The following is a 16,109-nucleotide window of genomic DNA, read 5'->3' on the forward strand; positions in this document are numbered from 1 at the left end:
TGTTTTATTTCCGGTCATGGAAAGATGTTTCTATAAATCAGTTTATAGATGAACTTGACGGTTATCTCAGGTGGTATAATGAAGAACGAATTAAGATGTCTCTTGGGGCGATGAGCCCAGTAGCATATAGACGAAGCATCGGTTTAGCGGTATAAAGAAGTCCAAAAAAAATGTCCACATGCCCCTTTTTATGGGCTACATGGCTCAGCAAAAACAATAGGAGGAGAATTCCTGCGCTTGTTAAGGTATACTGAACTATTTTCATATCCACAAACACTCCTTTTCATTTTATTTTGACATCTTGCGCTCACTTCCTTTATTTTTAAGTTGTCTTTTCACCGGCTGAAATGACACTTTCACCGGAAGTTTAACATTTTCGGAATTCGATATGGTAAGGTATAACAAATGCTGTGGGATAAGGGGGGAGAACTATGAGGCGAACAATTGCCTTGCTTGCAGGATTGCTGGTCTTAACGGGTTGTGTGCAGTTGACAGAACCGCCAATTCACCCTATGCCCAAACATCCCATGCTGAAGGCTTCTATAGACGGAGAAGCGGGTGACAAACAGCTCACAGGCGCTGACAGAATTCCGGAGCTTCGCAAAATTGTCATTGATGACGAAATCTGGTCGGTTTCCGACGAGTTTATCGGCGTCCAGCCTGGCCAGGAGAAGTAAATTAATAAACGTACATAGCAATGGACTGCCGGCGGCAGTCCATTGCTATGTACTGATGGTGGGGTACTAGAGTTTGAGCGATTATTTCTCAAATGCTGCTTCTTCAATGTAGGCAATTACAAGGCGGATAACTTCTTCCAATCTATTCCTATCGATATTTTCCATGGTGTCGTTATAAGTATGAATATGGGTTCTGTCCATGTGAATCAGGGTTAGAGCATCAACACCCCTTAAGACAAAGGGGATATGATCACTTGGCACACCGATTTCGCTAGTACAGTCGATTCCCCTGTCTAGAGCAAATTCATATACTTGCTTTCGAAAACGTTCCCTGTCACTCATTATGGTTAAGGGCACTTCTTCCTTGGAGCCAACCATATCCATGTTTATGACAGTGGTTTTGGTCAAGGGGAATAGTGGGTTGTTAACATAGTTGGTGGAACCGAAAAGGCCCATTTCTTCACCGTTAAAAGCAACAAAGACAATGGATTTGTCTGGAGAAAACCCGGCAGCTTGTAGTGTGCCGGCAATTTCCATCATGGCAGCTACTCCGGAAGCGTTATCCAGGGCGCCCGGCTGGTAGGTGCCGTCTTTATTCTCGCCAACATGATCCAGGTGGGCGCCAATAATGATGGCGTTATCCTGCAGCTCTTCGTCAACTCCGGGGATGATCCCGATAACATTGGCCACCTCTGCATCCTTATAGATGTAATAGGCTGATACAGAGAGCTCAAGGTTGTCATCGGCGGCCCCTGCCAACTCATCAAAAACATCCTGAGTACAATACAGCACAAAGGGCCCATCATCATTATTAAAACCGGTTTGCCGGTAATCTGTTACCACCTGATATATGTTGGGAGTAATGTTATAGGAATCATTTAATCTGCTATCGAGATTGAAAATGATGCCCTTCACCTTGTAATCGGACGCAAGGATTTTTTGCAGTATTGCATGGGGGCCATCAGGATGCCCTCCCGGGATAAGTGGTTGATCAATTATCACAAACTTATCTGCGTAGCTCTGAATATCGTTGAGGGTCGGTTCATCCTTAATAACTGCGATTTCTCCCTGAACATCACCCTCAATTTTCAAGCCGGGCCAAAAGGTCATGAACTGAAAATCGTGGGCGAATTTGAATTCCTTTACTGCATCTCCCGTTGGATTAACTATACTTAACTCCGGAGTAGCTTCAGTAAGGATTACTTTTTGCTCGTACCCTTGCCGATAATCAGTTAAACTGTGATGACTTTCAAGCCCGATTGATTGAAAATACTCGGCTATGTAATCCACGGTCAGAGCGTTTCCCTCTGTTCCCGTCAGTCGCCCACCGTACTTGGGCAGGGTCAGCTCTTGGATGGTTTCCAGGGCGCGGTCAACGTCGATGTAGGACTCCAAGGGTTGGTCATTGCTGTTAACGCATGCCGCTACCGAAAATACGAGGAAAATAATAATCAGACTGGTGAAACATTTTACTTTTTTTCTCATTGTATTGCTCCCTCCCTAAAAAGAATCTGGTTCCTTGGGTTAAAAAAGATTATCATTTCTATTTTAAAAAGGTAATTTTGTAACAATCTTTTCACATTCCCCAAAGACACAGGAGGCTGTGCTGACAGCCTCCTGTGTTTACTTTAGTCTTCTTCGATTGTTTCGTTCTTGGTGGCCATCATTTTCTTGAGCAGCTTGAGTTTGACATAGCCCCCGGCGACAACGACGATGGCAATCAGGATCCACCAGTACCATTCCAATCCAAACAACATTTCTCTAACCTCCTTAGCGTTGCGCAGGGCAATCGTCAGGTCCTGGCGAAACAGAAGCCAGAGGTTGTGGGCGTTCATGTCAGTTCCCGTCCGGTGAGCTTGATGAAGATCTGTTCCAGGGTCGCTTCCTGGGAGTGGATAGTTTGCGCCTTGCCAGAGTTAATCAATTCGTTAAGCTGCCGGCGGTCGGCTTCATTCTCCAGAAAAAAGACCTCGGTTGCCACTTCTCCGTTGATCTGGTGTTCGACCTGCACCGATTTTTCTCCGTATTGGAGCTTCAAGTCCCGGGGCGCATCCATGGCGACGATTTCCCCTTCATTGAGAAAGGCCACCCGGTCACAAAGCCGGTCGGCATCAAACATATTGTGGGTGGTGAGGAAGATGGTGCAACCCTGCTCTCTCAGCTCGGAAATGATTGCCTTGATTTTGCCGGCTGTCGCCGGGTCAAGGCCGGAGGTCGGTTCATCGAGGAAGAGAATTTCCGGATTGATCAGGAGCGCCCGGGCGAAGACCAGGCGCTGTTTCATACCCTTGGAATAGGCGCCGGCTTTTTTGTGGGCCGCGTCCTTCAGACCCACTAGCTCCAGTAGTTCCAGCGGGTCACGGGTGGGGACGTTGAACAGGCCGGCAAAATACTTGAGATTTTCGTAGCCACTGAGCTTGGTGTAGAGTTGGGTAACTCAAAGGACACGCCAATGCGGTTGAAAAAATCCGATTTTAGATGCTGAACCGGTGTCTCGCCGTAGCGGATTTCGCCGCGCTGCAGGCCTAGAAGCCCGGTCATCAGGCCCTGGACGGTGCTCTTACCGGCGCCGCTGGGCCCGAGAAAGCCAAAGATCTCCCCTTTTTCAATTGAACGAGACATCGTTAACGGCGAGCTGTCCCTTGCCGGCATAATCGTGGAACAAATTATTAACGGTAATCATTTTTTCTTTACCTCCGCATTTTTCAGGGTCTGGATAATCGCTTCCATTTTCGCGATGTAAACGTTGAGGGCATCCAGGCCGCTTAAAGTCAGGGCCACCGATGTCACGGGCTTGCGCCCCTCGATGGTTTTGTCGATTTGGACGTAGCCCGCGTCTTCCAGCTTGCGCAATTGCACCGACAAGTTGCCGGCGGTCAGCTCGAGATTTTGCTTGAGTTCGGTAAACTGCACCGCCTGGGTTTCACTGCTGGCCAGGTAGGTGAGGATTGCCAGGCGGACCTGCTCGTGAATAAGTTTGTTGACGCTGACATCCGGGGTATTCTGGTCGACCATGCTACTTCCTCATCAGCTTGTAAGCGAAATAGGTTGTGGTGAAGCCGACGCCAAAAGTGTAGATGACGGCCAGCAGCGGATGCACGGCTTCGGCGGTGAAGAGGGCAATCAGGCCGGTGGCAACCAACCAGTCACCAACTACAACCAGCTCCCGGAGCTGAAAGATGTTGAGATACGAGACACATAACAGCCCGACCAGGATTGACAGGGTGGGGACGATGTAGATTGTCAGTTCCCTGGTGATGAGGAAAATCAGCAGGACAGCGATTGCCGTGATAAATGGAATCAAGATGTTTAGCAATTGGGTGGTGTAAATTTCGTCAAACAGCTTGTCGACGGTGATGTTGCGGTCCAGCTTGCGGGCCTTGCCCAGGAACAGGCGAAGTTTTGAGAGGCCGGCAATGGCCAGGGTCGCAGCAATCAGCAGATAGATGCCAACCCTGTATGCGGTTGGAGCGTCGCCGTAGGTCCCGTACCGGCTGCTGAGCAAGTAGGCCGCGGCGGCAATGATGATTGTGAAGATACCGCCCCAGAGCCCGACCAGCGCCAGGCCGCCGGAAACATCAATGTAGCGCATGATGTTTCCGCTCTTGGCAATTGCTTTCTTGACAAACTGCAGGTCTTCCACCAACGCCGATAGCTCTTGTTGTTTATCCATGGAAACTACCTCCTTAATTTTGCAAAGTGGTTTATGTCATAAACTTATTTATAATATATTCCTGTTTATCGATTGTTGTCAACACTCTTTTCCAAGTAACAGATTTGTAATTATGGCGTGCAAAAAGTACTGACAGTTAAATAGCCATGTGCTATAATTATCATGGTTTTTAAAGCACAAAGGGGGTGCACAAATAAATGGCCTACAAAATTACTGATGCCTGTATCCAGTGTGGCGCCTGTGTAGACACCTGTCCCACAGAAGCGATCAGCGAAGGCGATGACAAGTACATAATTGATGCTGACACCTGCATCGATTGTGGCGCTTGCGTCGACAGCTGCCCCACAGAAGCAATCGAAGAGGCGTAAAACAGTACAAAATTAGACCGGAGCTATCCGGTCTAATTTTTTAGGAGGTGAAGCTTATGAGCAGCTGCATTCACAAACAGCAAAATAGCGAGCATTGCACCTGCACGTACAACGGTTGCCCTCGCCATGGCATGTGTTGCCAATGTCTACATTATCATCGCCGCCAGGGGCAGTTGCCCGCCTGCTACTTTTCGGCCGAGGATGAGAAGACCTACGATCGCTCGATTGCCCGGTTTGTGAGGGCCAACTCGTGAAACCCGTCTATGCTGATTTACATGTCCATTCCCGGTATTCCGATGGTTCGGAGACGCCGGCGGAGCTGGCGGCCCGCGCTAACCGGAATGGCTTGAGGGCGCTCGCCCTCACCGACCATGACATGGTTACCGGAATCCCAGAGCTTATCGCCAGGGCTCAGCATATAGACCTGGAGATTGTCCCAGGGGTGGAGATTTCCACCGATGTGGACGGCAAGCGCATCCACATCTTGGGCTATTATATTGACACTACATCCCCGGAACTGCTGGACTTACTGACCTATATCGGGGAGCTGCGCACTGAAAACACCCGGTTGATTTTCGAAAACCTGCGCGAGTTAGGGATGGTGGATTACAACTGGGAGCGGGTATTGAAGCACAGCAACGACAAACAGTGGCTGGCCAACACCGATGTGTTCCAGGCAATGCTGGCCGATGGGAAAGTTAGCCAACCGCTGATTCCGCTAAAGGCCCAGAGCCCGCCAACAAGCAATCCTCCGCCCAGGCTGTGCAAAGGCACAAATCGAACACAGGGAAAGGCCATGAAGATGAAGCCCGCAAACACCATTTTTCCCAGGAGCGGGTTTTCCGCAGCAGGGACTCTACACGCAGCCAGATACCGGCGTTGGCCAGCATTGTAAGGACAAAGAGCACGAAGCCAGCTGTATTGACATGTCCCTCGTCGGTAACGAGCTTGCCCAGCCAGCTCAGGGGATCGAAAAGCCATGAAAAATGCTGGGCATGTACCAATTTCAGCACACCCAGCATAATCAGATTAATGGTAATAGTGATGGCAAACAATTTGGCAAGGGCTCGCGGCCTGCTCATTCCCCGGTACTCCTCTCTAAAAACCTCAGTACAATTTATTCCGGCGTACGAGCAGAGATAACAGGAAACAAATGTAAATATGAGGTGTTATTTGTTCTTCATCATCAGATACTCGGTGACCCCCGGACTATAAAGGTCGGGAAGTTCACCGACCTGAGTATAACCTAATTTTTCGTAGAGTTTCTTGGTTTGCAGGCTAAAATCAGCCACCACCAGGAAAACCTTGGAATCAGAAGCAAAAACTACGTTTTCACAAAACTCTATCAGTTGCTTGCCAACTCCCTTGCCGCGGTACTCCGCCCGCACCGCAACTAAATGCATGTACGGATAGATATGAAAAGCGGCATCGAGCCTACCCCAGACGAAACCCAGGCAATTGCCGTCCTCGCTCAGGGCTGCATAAACTTCTTCTTTGCTGATTCCTGAGGTAAGCTCCCGGGTCGCACCTTGTTGGGTGAAATATTGTCGGCCCAGCTCTGAATTCAACAGTGCATCTACACAGGCCGATAAGTGCTCTATCTTTGCTTTCTGGATTGTGATGTTCATCATTCTTCGGTCCCTTCTAGGTTGTTTAAGAAAAACGGGAGCTGGGCTCCCGTTTCTTTACTTCTTGGCGCTGATGGACACGTCAGTGAATTTAACATGGGGCAGCAGGTAGTTCTCTGTCCATTCTTTTTCGGTGCTGACGGCGTCGATTTGGTTTTTGAAGGCCTGGAAGCAGTTGATGGAGACCATCGAGTCTTTGAGCCGGCCGACAATTTCGCCGTTTTCAATCAGATAGCCAAGGGCGATGTTACCGCTCACCTGACCGCTATAGGGATTGCCGGCCCAGGCGCCCATCAGCTCGTGGATAATTACCCCCCGCCTTGTGGCCTTAATCATCGCTTCAAGCCCGGTTGTGTCACTGCTCTCCAGTATAATATTACTGGTGCCGGGGCTGGGCAAATCGCTTGCCCGACCGCGGAAGCCGTTGCCGGTGGGTTGCATGCCTAAGGCCTTGGCGGTGGCTAAATCCAGGAGGAAACTATTTACTTTGCCCCGCTCGATGATTGAGTTGCGGGCTGTGGGCACGCCTTCGTCGTCAAAGGGGCGGCTCTCCGGGCCCCAGGCCAAGGTTGCGTCGTCGTAGAGGGAGATTTCCGGCGCAAACAACTGCTGGCCTAACTTTCCCTTCCAGGGGGAGAAGCCCTTTTCCACCGCCTTGCCATCAGCCGAGGCGAGGAGGGGGCGGAGGATGTCCGGCAGCGCCCAGGGGGTGAAGATCACCGGATAGTGGTCGCTAGCCACCGCGACATTCTTACGACCGGCCCGGATATTTGCCTCCAGGTACTGCTTTAATTTCTCTGCCTGGTTCGCCAGCTTGCCGGTGGCAAAGCCGCTGTAGACGGCCAGGAGGTTTTTGCCCTCCATCAGTTCGGCATACCCGGACATGGCATAGAGGTTCTTGGTATATTTGTGGTTGAAACCGTTGGAGTTTGCCAGTTCGACATTGAGGACGGTCTTGCTTAAATCGATGCCGGCAAGGATTTCCGGATGCACATCGCGTAGGACATCGATCAGCTCCTGTCCAGAGTTGACCATCTGATCCAGGGGGACATCCACCGTCGCCTGGTGGTAAATTTCCAGCTCCCGGGTTGGGGCGGCGCCGGGCAGTTCCACATCCCACTCCCGCCCGAAGCGGGCGGTGGCCATGGCCATGGTCAGTAGTTGGTCTAGGTCGGCGCTGGAGCTGGTGGCAAAGCCCAGTTTGCCGTCCTTGATTATCCGCAGGGCATAAACGATTTGCTCGGCGGAGTCGATGCTCAAAAGCCGGTTGTTCTCAAAGCGCACCGGCGTCTCCCGGGCGCTGATGCGGTACAGTTCTGCTTGTTCCACCTTTTGTTTGGCGCGGGTGATGAATTCCTGCATTATTTGCACCCCCCAATCACAACATTGCGGATGCGCACATGGGGCGCCCATTCGCTGGTGGGCAGGGGCGCCTGATTGCCCTTGCCGCAACCGCCGGCGGATTCGTGGGCCTGAAAATCCTTACCCACCATCTCGATATTCGCCAAAGTCGTAAACACGTTGCCGGTAAGGTTGACGTCCCGGACCAGCTCGGCCAGTTGGCCGTTGCGGATCATGTACGCCTCGGCGGCGCTGAAGGTGAACATCTCGCCGTTGGTCTCACCGCCAAAAGAGCCTTTGACATAGATGCCTTCCTTGAGTCCAGAAAGCATATCCTCAAAACTGGCCTCACCGGGGGCAATGCAGGTATTGCGCATGCGGCAGATGGGCGCGTAATTGTAATTGATTGCCCGGGCATTGCCGGTGGGTTTTTCGCCCAGTTTGGCCGCCGTCTCCCGGGTGTGGAGCCGGCCCACCAGTACCCCTTCCCGAATCAGGTCGGTGCGTTCGGTGGCCACTCCCTCGTCGTCATACATCAGGTAGCCCCGGGCCCCTTCGTCCAGACCGGTGTCATAGATGGTGAGGAAGTCCTCGCCGAATTTGGTGCCCAACTGCATTACCTTTTGGAGATTGGGGTTTTCGTAGAGGAAGTCGCTCTCGCTCAAGTGTCCGAAGGCCTCGTGGGCAAATATCCCTGCTAGGGTCGGATCGATTACCACTGTGTATTCGCCGCCCTTGACGGGAGGCGCTGCCAACAATTCCGTTGCCTTGGTGCAGGCCTTGCGGACATCATCGTCCAGATTGCGACAGACCCCAAAATCGTTGGAGCTACCAAAGGTCACGCGGCTGGTCTGGGTAGTCTCGCCGTCGCCGGCCATGGCGAAAACACTGCCGGCCAGGTCGGTTTTGTGCTGGAGGATGTACGTGCCCTCGGAGTTGGCAAAAGGCACTTTGCCGTGGCGGTCAAAATAATTTATACTGGAACTGACGATTGTACCGCCGTGACCGAGGACGATTTCGTTGTAGCCCTGGAACAGGTCGACCTTAGAAGCCAGATCCACCTTGCTGGGGTCTTCCAGAAGTTTCGGCCGCACTTCATCCTCGACAACTGGCACCGGCGCCAGGATTGAATTGCCGCCGACCTCGCCCACCAGTTTTGCCTGGCGGATGGCCATGTCCACTTTTTGCTCCAGGTCGTCCAGGTTGTTAAAGGTGGTAAAGCCCCAGCCGCCGCTTACCAGGGCACGGACGCACCCGCCGACCCGGGTGTTCATGTTCACCGTTTCCAGGGTCGGCCCCTGGAAGCGCAGATTGGTTTCGGTGTATTCTTCCATGCGGATTTCTACATACTCGGCTGGTTTGTTGGCGACCAGCGTGCGCAGTCTCTCTTTCAAAACAAGACCTCCTTTACAAGTACTGCCACCATTATACTACTTTCCAAGATAATCCTGCAAAGGGTGATTATTATGGCCCTCGACCCCGGGCAGCAAGCACTTTTAGAAGTTATATTCCATTACCTCGATGTAACCGGTCGCCCTGCCACCGGTGGTGAACTGCGTACGCTAGTGGACGGGTTCGGCCGCAATTTCCAGGGTAAGCCCCTGTACGAACTCCTGAGCGGCGATCAGCGCTTTGTCCTCCGGGAGGATTGCTGGGCGCTGGCAAAGTGGGAGCAGGTGCAGTATTCCTACACGGTGGTGGACGTGGAAACCACCGGCCTTTCGCCCCGGAATGAACGGATAACCGAAGTTGCCCTAGTGCGCCTGGAGGGCACTGAAGTCACCGGCCAATGGTCAACGTTAGTTAATCCCGGCCGCCCGATACCGCCATACATAACCCGGCTCACCGGTATCGACGACGCCATGGTTGCCGACGCGCCGCCTTTTGAGGTAATTGCGCCCAAACTGATCAGCTTTTTTGCCGAGAGTACTTTGATTGCCCATAATGCATCCTTTGATATCGGGTTTCTTAACGCTGAACTGCGCCGGGCGGGTCGCAGACCCCTGGGGAACCAGGCCCTGGACACAGTAACCATGGCCCGGCGTCTGCTGCCCCATCTGCCCAACCGCAAGCTGGTGACTGTGGCCCGGTATTTCGGGATTTCCACCCAGGGCCACCACCGGGCAATGGCCGATTGCCTGATGACTGCCGGCATCTTCCGGTCCATGGTCGAGCTTATCGGCGGCTCGTTGGACGATTTCTTGGCCTCCATCTCATAACAAAAAGCCCGGGAGAAGGGCTTTTGCCATAGAATGGGTAATTAAATGTTAGAGGGGGTTATCGTGCTGGTTTCAAAAAGTCCGCATCCAGGTTTTAAGTTGATGGCAGGCGCGATTATTTGCTTGGCCCTGTTTGCCCTGATAGGAGTTGCTTTATTCTCTAGTTGTGAGACTCCCGATCCCGGACCCCAGGCAGCCAAAGAGTACGCCCATAAGTACACCTCGCCGCCTTAAACGCCAATGATCAGGACATGGTAGCTGAGCTGGTGGGCGACCACACAGGTCGCACTGACATTCAGGAGCACGTGGCTTTGTATGGCGGGAGGGGGCTTACCATTATTGACATTGCACTTATTCAGGACTTCGCCGATCATTACCGGGTATGGATTACAGCCCGGGACCAAAACGGGACAGAGGTCGAGTGTATCAGGTGTTCTGTTGGGAAGGGAAGAAGTGGAGCATGGACGCTTTAAACCACCCCCCGCTTCCCCCGAAACCGAATTGATAATAAAACGCCACTCTCGACATAAGGAGTGGCGTTTTTGCGCTCTTTCCCTGTAACTAGCAGTAAATTTGTATTATACTGGTAGTAATTGCGATTCTGTGAACGAGGAGGACTTGATAGATGGGTATACTTGACAGGCTGAAGACCATGGGCAGGAAATTTCCGGGCACAGCCAGGTTATTGTTCCAGCGTTTTCTAACCAAATGTGCCGGGTGGGGGCAACAGGTTGTAATTGTTGTAAAGGGGGCTTGGCTCTTTCTGGTGGCGCTGGTGTTATTGGCGGTAGTGACTTTGAGTTTCCTTTATAATCCCGGTATTGAGGAATATCCGGATTATGAATTTGCAGTTCCCGAGAGCAGCTTTGACGGTGAGCAGGCATACGCACTTCTGGACGAGTTGGTAAGCGAATACCCGGGCCGGACTCTGGGAAGCGAGGCCAATGCAGAGGCAGCCCTCTGGCTGGAAGCGTATTTCGCTGACTTGGACCTGAACGTCAGTGTGGAGGAGTTTGAGGCCGACTACTTCTTGACCCGAGCCGGGCAAAAGTCTCCCCGGGGCCTGTATTGGCAGGACTTGTTTGCCCAGCGGACGGGGCAGAATGTGCTTGCCCTTAGTCCCGGCGCTGTTGAAGATCTGGTTGTAATTGCAGCCCATCGAGATATCTATGATACCTGGCGCGGCGCCAATGCCAATGGCTCCGGCACGGCCGTGCTGATGGAACTGGCCCGGGTTTTGAGCACTGAGAACCATCACTATACATATATGTTTGTTTCTTTGGACGGCGGTGAGGCAGAGCATGCCGGCGCCTTTTGGTTAGCGGAAGTTTTAGCAGAGCAGGACGTTGCCCTGGCCATCACCCTTGATCAGGTGGGCCTTAACCTTGCCCGCTCGATAGGACTTTATAATGTAGTGACTAAAGACGGTCAGGCGCCCCTCTGGACTCTGGCCCTGGCCCGGACCTTGCCCGATGGCAATCGCGATCAGCATTATGCCGGCAGTCGGACCGGATACCTCTGGCAGAAAATAGCTGGCGTTGCCGGCACCGACAGTCATCCGTTTTTGGTTCATGGCATCCCGGCCGTCGGTTTACGGGCCAGTCAGTCGGCCGCCCACTGGGCAGTTTCCGAGCTTACTGACTCCTTGGAAATAGTCTCCGAAGAATCACTGGCCATGGCCGGCCGCTTCACTGAACAGTATGTACGTGCTCTGGAAGTAGCGCCAGCTGAGACCGGTAGCAATTATATCCCACTGGCTGATGGCTATCTGCCCGACAGTTTTTATACCTGGCACTTATCTTTGTTCCTAATCTGTCTCGCGGCAGTGCTGGCGGCAAACCTGGTTCAGGGCCGGGATATTAGCTGTCTGAAGAGGGAGTGGCGCTGGTTGTTGCCGGGAGTGATTGCCGCGCTTATTATCTGCAGCTACGGATTTGCGATTGAGCGCACACCGCTGGCCGCCGAAGTCTTCTTGCCTTTGTTGGGAATGGGCCTGATTTTTCTGGTGGTTGGGGCGCTGACTGCGATGTTCAGCGCGGCGGGAGTCCGTAGCTATCAGACTGGGAAGGCGGCCCAGCGCACGGCCGTTAACAGCGCGTTTGCCGTGCTGCTTGTGAGTGGTTTGGTTATCGCCGGCCCGCTGGTTACCGCTCTGGTTATGGGGCTGCCGGTTGCATTGCTCAGCCGCCCCGGCGCGTCCCGCTGGCGTCGCTTCGGCCAAAAAATTATCTGGACGCTTTCAGCCCTGATTGCGCTGGTGATTATTGGCGCCAAGGCGTACACAGGTTATGGCGATATCTTTAGCGCCGGGAATTTGGCCTTAGTGTTTTGGACATTACTGGTGATTTATGTTGCCGGTGTCTACAGTTTCTGTCGTCCCCGGCTGGAAGCGGTCGGAGAGGAGCCGGTGGCCAAGGCCGGTTAATGCGATTTGATTCTCAAAAAAGTATTTGAGTTTGTATACCAGGCACCCTTTGCGGGTGTCTGTTGCATTTTCCGGGTAAACTAGGAGCGGGTTGTCAAAAAAGGGATGCTAAAGTATAATTGTAACCAGCTACTATAAGCTTGATATAATACTTAACTCATAATTGGGGGTAGAACATATGAATGCAGCAATAACCGGAGTTGGCTATGCCCTGCCGGACCAGGTTCTCACCAATGCCCAGTTGGAGCAGATGGTGGAGACTGATGACGCCTGGATAGTGCAGCGGACTGGAATCCGTGAACGGCGGATTGCCGGCCCCGACATTGCCACCTCGGATCTGGCCTCGAAAGCAGCGGAAAGCGCAATGACCGCCGCTGGAGTGAGGGCAGAAGATTTGGATCTAATCATTGTCGCGACAGTTACTCCCGACCATGCGTTTCCATCCACTGCCTGCCTGGTTCAGCGCAACTTAGGTGCGTGGAAGGCCGCTGCCTTTGATCTCGAGGCGGCCTGCACCGGCTTCATCTATGGTTTGTCGGTGGCAGAGCAGTTTATCCGCACCGGCACATATAAGCATGTGCTGGTGATTGGCGCCGAGACGCTTTCTAAGATTACTGATTACACAGACCGCAACACCTGCGTGCTCTTCGGCGATGGCGCTGGCGCTGCGGTGCTCAGCGCCTATGAAGAGCAAGGTTTGCTGGCCCTGGATATCGGTGCCGACGGTAGGGGTGGCGAGTTATTGGTGCAGCAGGCCGGCGGGTCACGAAAGCCAGCGAGCCCGGAAACGCTTGCCGCCCGGGAGCATTTCATCCAGATGCATGGCCGGGAAGTGTTTAAGTTTGCCGTGCGGGTTTTAGGTGAAACAAGCGAACGGGTGCTGAGTGCTGCAAATGTTGATTCAGGAGAGATTGATTTGCTGATACCCCACCAGGCCAATCTGCGGATTATCGATTCGGCCTGCAAGCGCCTGGGCATTGACAGAGAAAAAGTGTTTGTTAATCTGGACCGCTATGGCAATATGTCTGCGGCCTCAATCCCGGTTGCTCTGGCGGAAGCGGAGGCACAAGGAAAACTAAAAAAAGGTGATCGTATTTTATTGGTTGGGTTTGGCGGCGGCCTCACCTGGGGCTCGGCGCTTCTAAACTGGGTTAAGTAGGGAGGTATTTGATGATTAAGACTGACATAACAGAAATGTTGGGAATTCGTTATCCCCTGTTCCAAGGCGGTATGGCTTGGTTGGGCACCTGGGAGTTGGCTGCGGCTGTGTCCGAGGCCGGCGGCCTGGGGATTATCGGCGCTGGCAATGCGCCCCCCCAGTGGGTGGCGGAGCAGATTGATTCGTTACGGGCCAGAACAGAGAAACCCTTTGGCGTCAATGTAATGCTGCTTTCGCCCCATGCGGCGGAAGTGATGGATGTGGTGATTGAGAAGCGGGTGCCCGTTGTCACCACCGGCGCCGGTAATCCCGGCCCCTGGCTGGAGCGCTTGCAGGCAGTGGGCTCCAGGGTGTTTCCGGTGGTTGCTTCGGTGGCCCTGGCGGTGCGCCTGGCCCGAATGAATGTGGACGGCCTGATCGCTGAAGGCGGCGAGGCCGGCGGCCATGTGGGCGAATTATCGACTATGTCTTTGGTGCCCCAGGTGGTTGATGCAGTGGAAGTGCCGGTGTTGGCCGCCGGCGGCATTGCCGATGGACGCGGTGTGGTTGCTGCCCTTGCCCTGGGCGCCCAGGGTGTCCAGGTTGGGACCCGTTTTGTCTGTGCCGAAGAGTGTATTGCCCATGAAAATTACAAGCAGATGATCATTCGCTCCCGGGACCGGGATGCTGTGGTATCGGGACGGAGTACCGGCCATCCGGTGCGCTGCCTGAAAAACCGGTTTTGGCGGGAGTTTACTCAGTTGGAAAAACAGGGCGCCGACACAGCTGAATTGGAAAAGCTGGGCGGCGGCAAATATTACGCGGCTGCCATCGAGGGCGATGTGGAGTCCGGCAGCGTGATGGCCGGGCAGGTGGCAGCAATGGTGAATCAGGTGCAGCCTGCCAGCGAAATCGTGCAGCAACTCTTTGCCCACGCCCGGAGTCGCATCCACGGATTGGGGGAATTAGTCCGATGAGTATCGCCTTTGTTTTCCCTGGCCAGGGCGCCCAGTACTTGGGCATGGGCCGGGAACTGGCACTGAGCAGTAAATTGGTGATGGAGTACTTTGAGCGGGCCGATGCGGCCCTGGGGTTTTCCCTCAGCAAGCTATGCTGGGAGGGACCTTCTGAAGATCTGACCCTGACAGAAAATGCCCAGCCGGCAATTCTGACCATGAGTTGTGCCGCGGCCGCCCTGGCCCGGGAGCAACATGTGCATCCGGCGGCAGCTGCCGGCCTCAGTCTGGGGGAATACAGCGCGCTGGTCACTGCCGGTATGCTGGATTTCGAAACGGCTGTTAAGCTGGTGGCTAAGCGGGGACGCTATATGCAGCAAGCAGTTCCGGCGGGCACCGGCGGCATGGCAGCTGTTTTCGGCTTGGATGATGAAGCTGTTTTGGAAATCTGTCAGCGCTCCGGTGGCGTGGTGGAACCGGCCAACTACAACTGCCCGGGGCAGATTGTTATCTCCGGTGAACAGGTGGCGGTTGCAGAAGCCGTCGAGCTGGCCAAAGAAAAGGGCGCCCGCCGGGCCATGGCCCTGGAAGTCAGCGCGCCTTTCCATAGCTCCATGTTACAACCCGCCGCCGAGAAACTGGCTGCCGACTTGGCTGAACTTGAGTTTTCTGAGCCTGAATTCCCGGTGCTCTCCAATGTGGATGCCCGGCCGGTGACTGTCGAGAACGTCCGGGAGCTTCTGGCAAAACAAGTTGCCAGTCCGGTGCTCTGGCAACAATGTGTGGAGAAATTGGCGGCAATGGGGATCACAACTCTGGTGGAGGCAGGCCCGGGGCGGGTGCTGTCCACTCTGGCCCGGAAGATTGACCGCAGTCTCAAGACCAAAAAACTGGAAGTTCCAGAAGATCTGGAGCAATTGCGGGAGGAATTTTAATGCTCAGTGAAAAAACAGCGCTGGTCACCGGCGCCAGCCGCGGCATTGGCCGGGAAATTGCCCTGGCCCTGGCAGCTGACGGGTTCAAAGTCGCTGTTAATTATGTGGCCAGCGCCGATGCCGCCAATGCTTTGGTGGCAGAAATTAAAGAGCAAGGCGGCGAAGCGGCTGCTTTTCAGGCCGATGTCGCCAACTTTGAGCAGGCGGGCAAACTGGTGGAGCAAACCATCAGCCAGTTTGGGCGTCTGGATGTTCTCGTCAACAACGCCGGAATTACCCGGGACGGCCTCTTGATGCGTATGTCTGAGGAGGACTGGGATCAGGTGCTGGCCGTAAACCTCAAAGGCTATTTCAACTGTTGTCGGGCGGCGGTGCGCACGATGCTCCGTGCCCGCGCCGGGCGGATTATCAATGTCGGCTCCGTCGTCGGCATCCGGGGCAATGCCGGCCAGGCCAATTACTCTGCGGCCAAGGCCGGGGTCATGGGACTGACAAAATCCCTGGCCCGGGAGTTGGGGAGTCGCGGCATCACCGTCAATGCGGTGGCGCCGGGCTTCATTGAGACCGACATGACCAAAGTTTTGCCTGACGATATTAAGGATAAACTGAAAGCAGATATTCCGTTGGGACGCCTGGGCGCGCCTGCGGATGTAGCGGCCCTGGTCAGATTTTTGGCCGGACCAGGGGCGGAATATATTACCGGCCAGGTTATTGCCGTCGATGGCGGCATGGCCATGTAGGGGGGAGAA

General features: G+C 53.9%; 18 protein-coding genes and 1 pseudogene. 11 read left to right on the forward strand and 8 right to left on the reverse strand.

Annotated elements, in window-relative coordinates; all coding sequences use genetic code 11:
* Both FH749_06200 and FH749_06205 read left to right on the forward strand, forming a co-directional pair.
* Positions 1-155, forward strand: a 155-nt coding sequence (locus tag FH749_06200) for an IS3 family transposase (GenBank protein MTI95067.1), incomplete at its 5' end; no start/stop codon positions are given.
* A gap of 276 nt (positions 156-431) precedes the next feature.
* Complete coding sequence (locus FH749_06205; protein ID MTI95068.1) at positions 432-677, forward strand: hypothetical protein; 246 nt, start codon at positions 432-434, stop codon at positions 675-677.
* A gap of 81 nt (positions 678-758) precedes the next feature.
* Here FH749_06205 and FH749_06210 read toward each other — a convergent pair whose 3' ends face one another.
* The 5 genes and pseudogenes from FH749_06210 to FH749_06230 form a co-directional block, all read right to left on the reverse strand.
* Positions 759-2,162 carry a Zn-dependent exopeptidase M28 gene (locus tag FH749_06210; protein ID MTI95069.1) on the reverse strand — a complete coding sequence of 468 codons (1,404 nt, stop codon included), beginning with the start codon at positions 2,160-2,162 and terminating at the stop codon, positions 759-761.
* A gap of 143 nt (positions 2,163-2,305) precedes the next feature.
* Positions 2,306-2,512: a hypothetical protein gene (locus FH749_06215; protein ID MTI95070.1), complete on the reverse strand. Its 207-nt coding sequence runs from the start codon at positions 2,510-2,512 to the stop codon at positions 2,306-2,308.
* Positions 2,509-3,360 (reverse strand): annotated as a pseudogene (locus tag FH749_06220) (ABC transporter ATP-binding protein). Before FH749_06220 ends, FH749_06215 begins: the two are co-directional and overlap by 4 nt.
* Positions 3,357-3,692 (reverse strand): ArsR family transcriptional regulator, encoded by a 336-nt coding sequence (locus FH749_06225; protein ID MTI95071.1) that lies wholly within the window; start codon positions 3,690-3,692, stop codon positions 3,357-3,359. Before FH749_06225 ends, FH749_06220 begins: the two are co-directional and overlap by 4 nt.
* A 1-nt stretch (position 3,693) precedes the next feature.
* Positions 3,694-4,350 (reverse strand): hypothetical protein, encoded by a 657-nt coding sequence (locus FH749_06230; protein MTI95072.1) that lies wholly within the window; start codon positions 4,348-4,350, stop codon positions 3,694-3,696.
* A gap of 197 nt (positions 4,351-4,547) precedes the next feature.
* On the opposite strand from FH749_06230, the gene FH749_06235 reads away from it, so the two are divergent.
* From FH749_06235 to FH749_06245, 3 genes are read left to right on the forward strand one after another with little or no spacing between them, the layout of a single operon-like run.
* Positions 4,548-4,718 (forward strand): 4Fe-4S dicluster domain-containing protein, encoded by a 171-nt coding sequence (locus FH749_06235; protein ID MTI95073.1) that lies wholly within the window; start codon positions 4,548-4,550, stop codon positions 4,716-4,718.
* Between the two features lie 56 nt (positions 4,719-4,774).
* On the forward strand, positions 4,775-4,972 hold the full coding sequence (locus FH749_06240; protein ID MTI95074.1) for a hypothetical protein: 198 nt from the start codon (positions 4,775-4,777) through the stop codon (positions 4,970-4,972).
* Entirely contained in the window at positions 4,969-5,613 is a 645-nt protein-coding gene (locus tag FH749_06245) for a PHP domain-containing protein (GenBank protein ID MTI95075.1), read from the forward strand. Before FH749_06240 ends, FH749_06245 begins: the two co-directional genes overlap by 4 nt.
* A gap of 274 nt (positions 5,614-5,887) precedes the next feature.
* Here the strand turns inward: FH749_06245 and FH749_06250 are convergent, their stop codons facing one another.
* From FH749_06250 to FH749_06260, 3 genes are read right to left on the reverse strand one after another with little or no spacing between them, the layout of a single operon-like run.
* The gene (locus FH749_06250; protein MTI95076.1) at positions 5,888-6,346 is read right to left on the reverse strand and encodes a GNAT family N-acetyltransferase; all 459 of its coding nucleotides are present in this window, start codon (positions 6,344-6,346) and stop codon (positions 5,888-5,890) included.
* A gap of 57 nt (positions 6,347-6,403) precedes the next feature.
* Positions 6,404-7,759 carry a TldD/PmbA family protein gene (locus FH749_06255; GenBank protein MTI95077.1) on the reverse strand — a complete coding sequence of 452 codons (1,356 nt, stop codon included), beginning with the start codon at positions 7,757-7,759 and terminating at the stop codon, positions 6,404-6,406.
* Positions 7,708-9,021 carry a TldD/PmbA family protein gene (locus FH749_06260; GenBank protein MTI95078.1) on the reverse strand — a complete coding sequence of 438 codons (1,314 nt, stop codon included), beginning with the start codon at positions 9,019-9,021 and terminating at the stop codon, positions 7,708-7,710. Before FH749_06260 ends, FH749_06255 begins: the two co-directional genes overlap by 52 nt.
* Positions 9,022-9,153: 132 nt before the next feature.
* On the opposite strand from FH749_06260, the gene FH749_06265 reads away from it, so the two are divergent.
* The 6 genes from FH749_06265 (at position 9,154) to fabG (ending at position 16,100) form a co-directional block, all read left to right on the forward strand.
* Positions 9,154-9,906, forward strand: coding sequence for a 3'-5' exonuclease (locus FH749_06265; protein ID MTI95079.1), 753 nt, complete (start codon positions 9,154-9,156; stop codon positions 9,904-9,906).
* 625 nt (positions 9,907-10,531) lie between these two features.
* Entirely contained in the window at positions 10,532-12,331 is a 1,800-nt protein-coding gene (locus FH749_06270) for a M28 family peptidase (protein ID MTI95080.1), read from the forward strand.
* A 178-nt stretch (positions 12,332-12,509) separates the two neighbouring features.
* Complete coding sequence (locus FH749_06275; GenBank protein MTI95081.1) at positions 12,510-13,490, forward strand: ketoacyl-ACP synthase III; 981 nt, start codon at positions 12,510-12,512, stop codon at positions 13,488-13,490.
* A gap of 11 nt (positions 13,491-13,501) precedes the next feature.
* Positions 13,502-14,446 carry an enoyl-[acyl-carrier-protein] reductase FabK gene (fabK, locus tag FH749_06280; protein ID MTI95082.1) on the forward strand — a complete coding sequence of 315 codons (945 nt, stop codon included), beginning with the start codon at positions 13,502-13,504 and terminating at the stop codon, positions 14,444-14,446.
* The gene (gene fabD, locus FH749_06285) at positions 14,443-15,360 is read left to right on the forward strand and encodes an ACP S-malonyltransferase (protein ID MTI95083.1); all 918 of its coding nucleotides are present in this window, start codon (positions 14,443-14,445) and stop codon (positions 15,358-15,360) included. Before fabK ends, fabD begins: the two co-directional genes overlap by 4 nt.
* Positions 15,360-16,100: a 3-oxoacyl-[acyl-carrier-protein] reductase gene (fabG, locus tag FH749_06290; protein ID MTI95084.1), complete on the forward strand. Its 741-nt coding sequence runs from the start codon at positions 15,360-15,362 to the stop codon at positions 16,098-16,100. The genes fabD and fabG overlap by 1 nt, the downstream gene beginning before the upstream one ends.
* Positions 16,101-16,109 lie beyond the last annotated feature (9 nt).

The sequence above is a fragment of the Bacillota bacterium genome, from assembly GCA_009711825.1.
Lineage (GTDB): Bacteria > Bacillota > Proteinivoracia > UBA4975 > VEMY01 > VEMY01.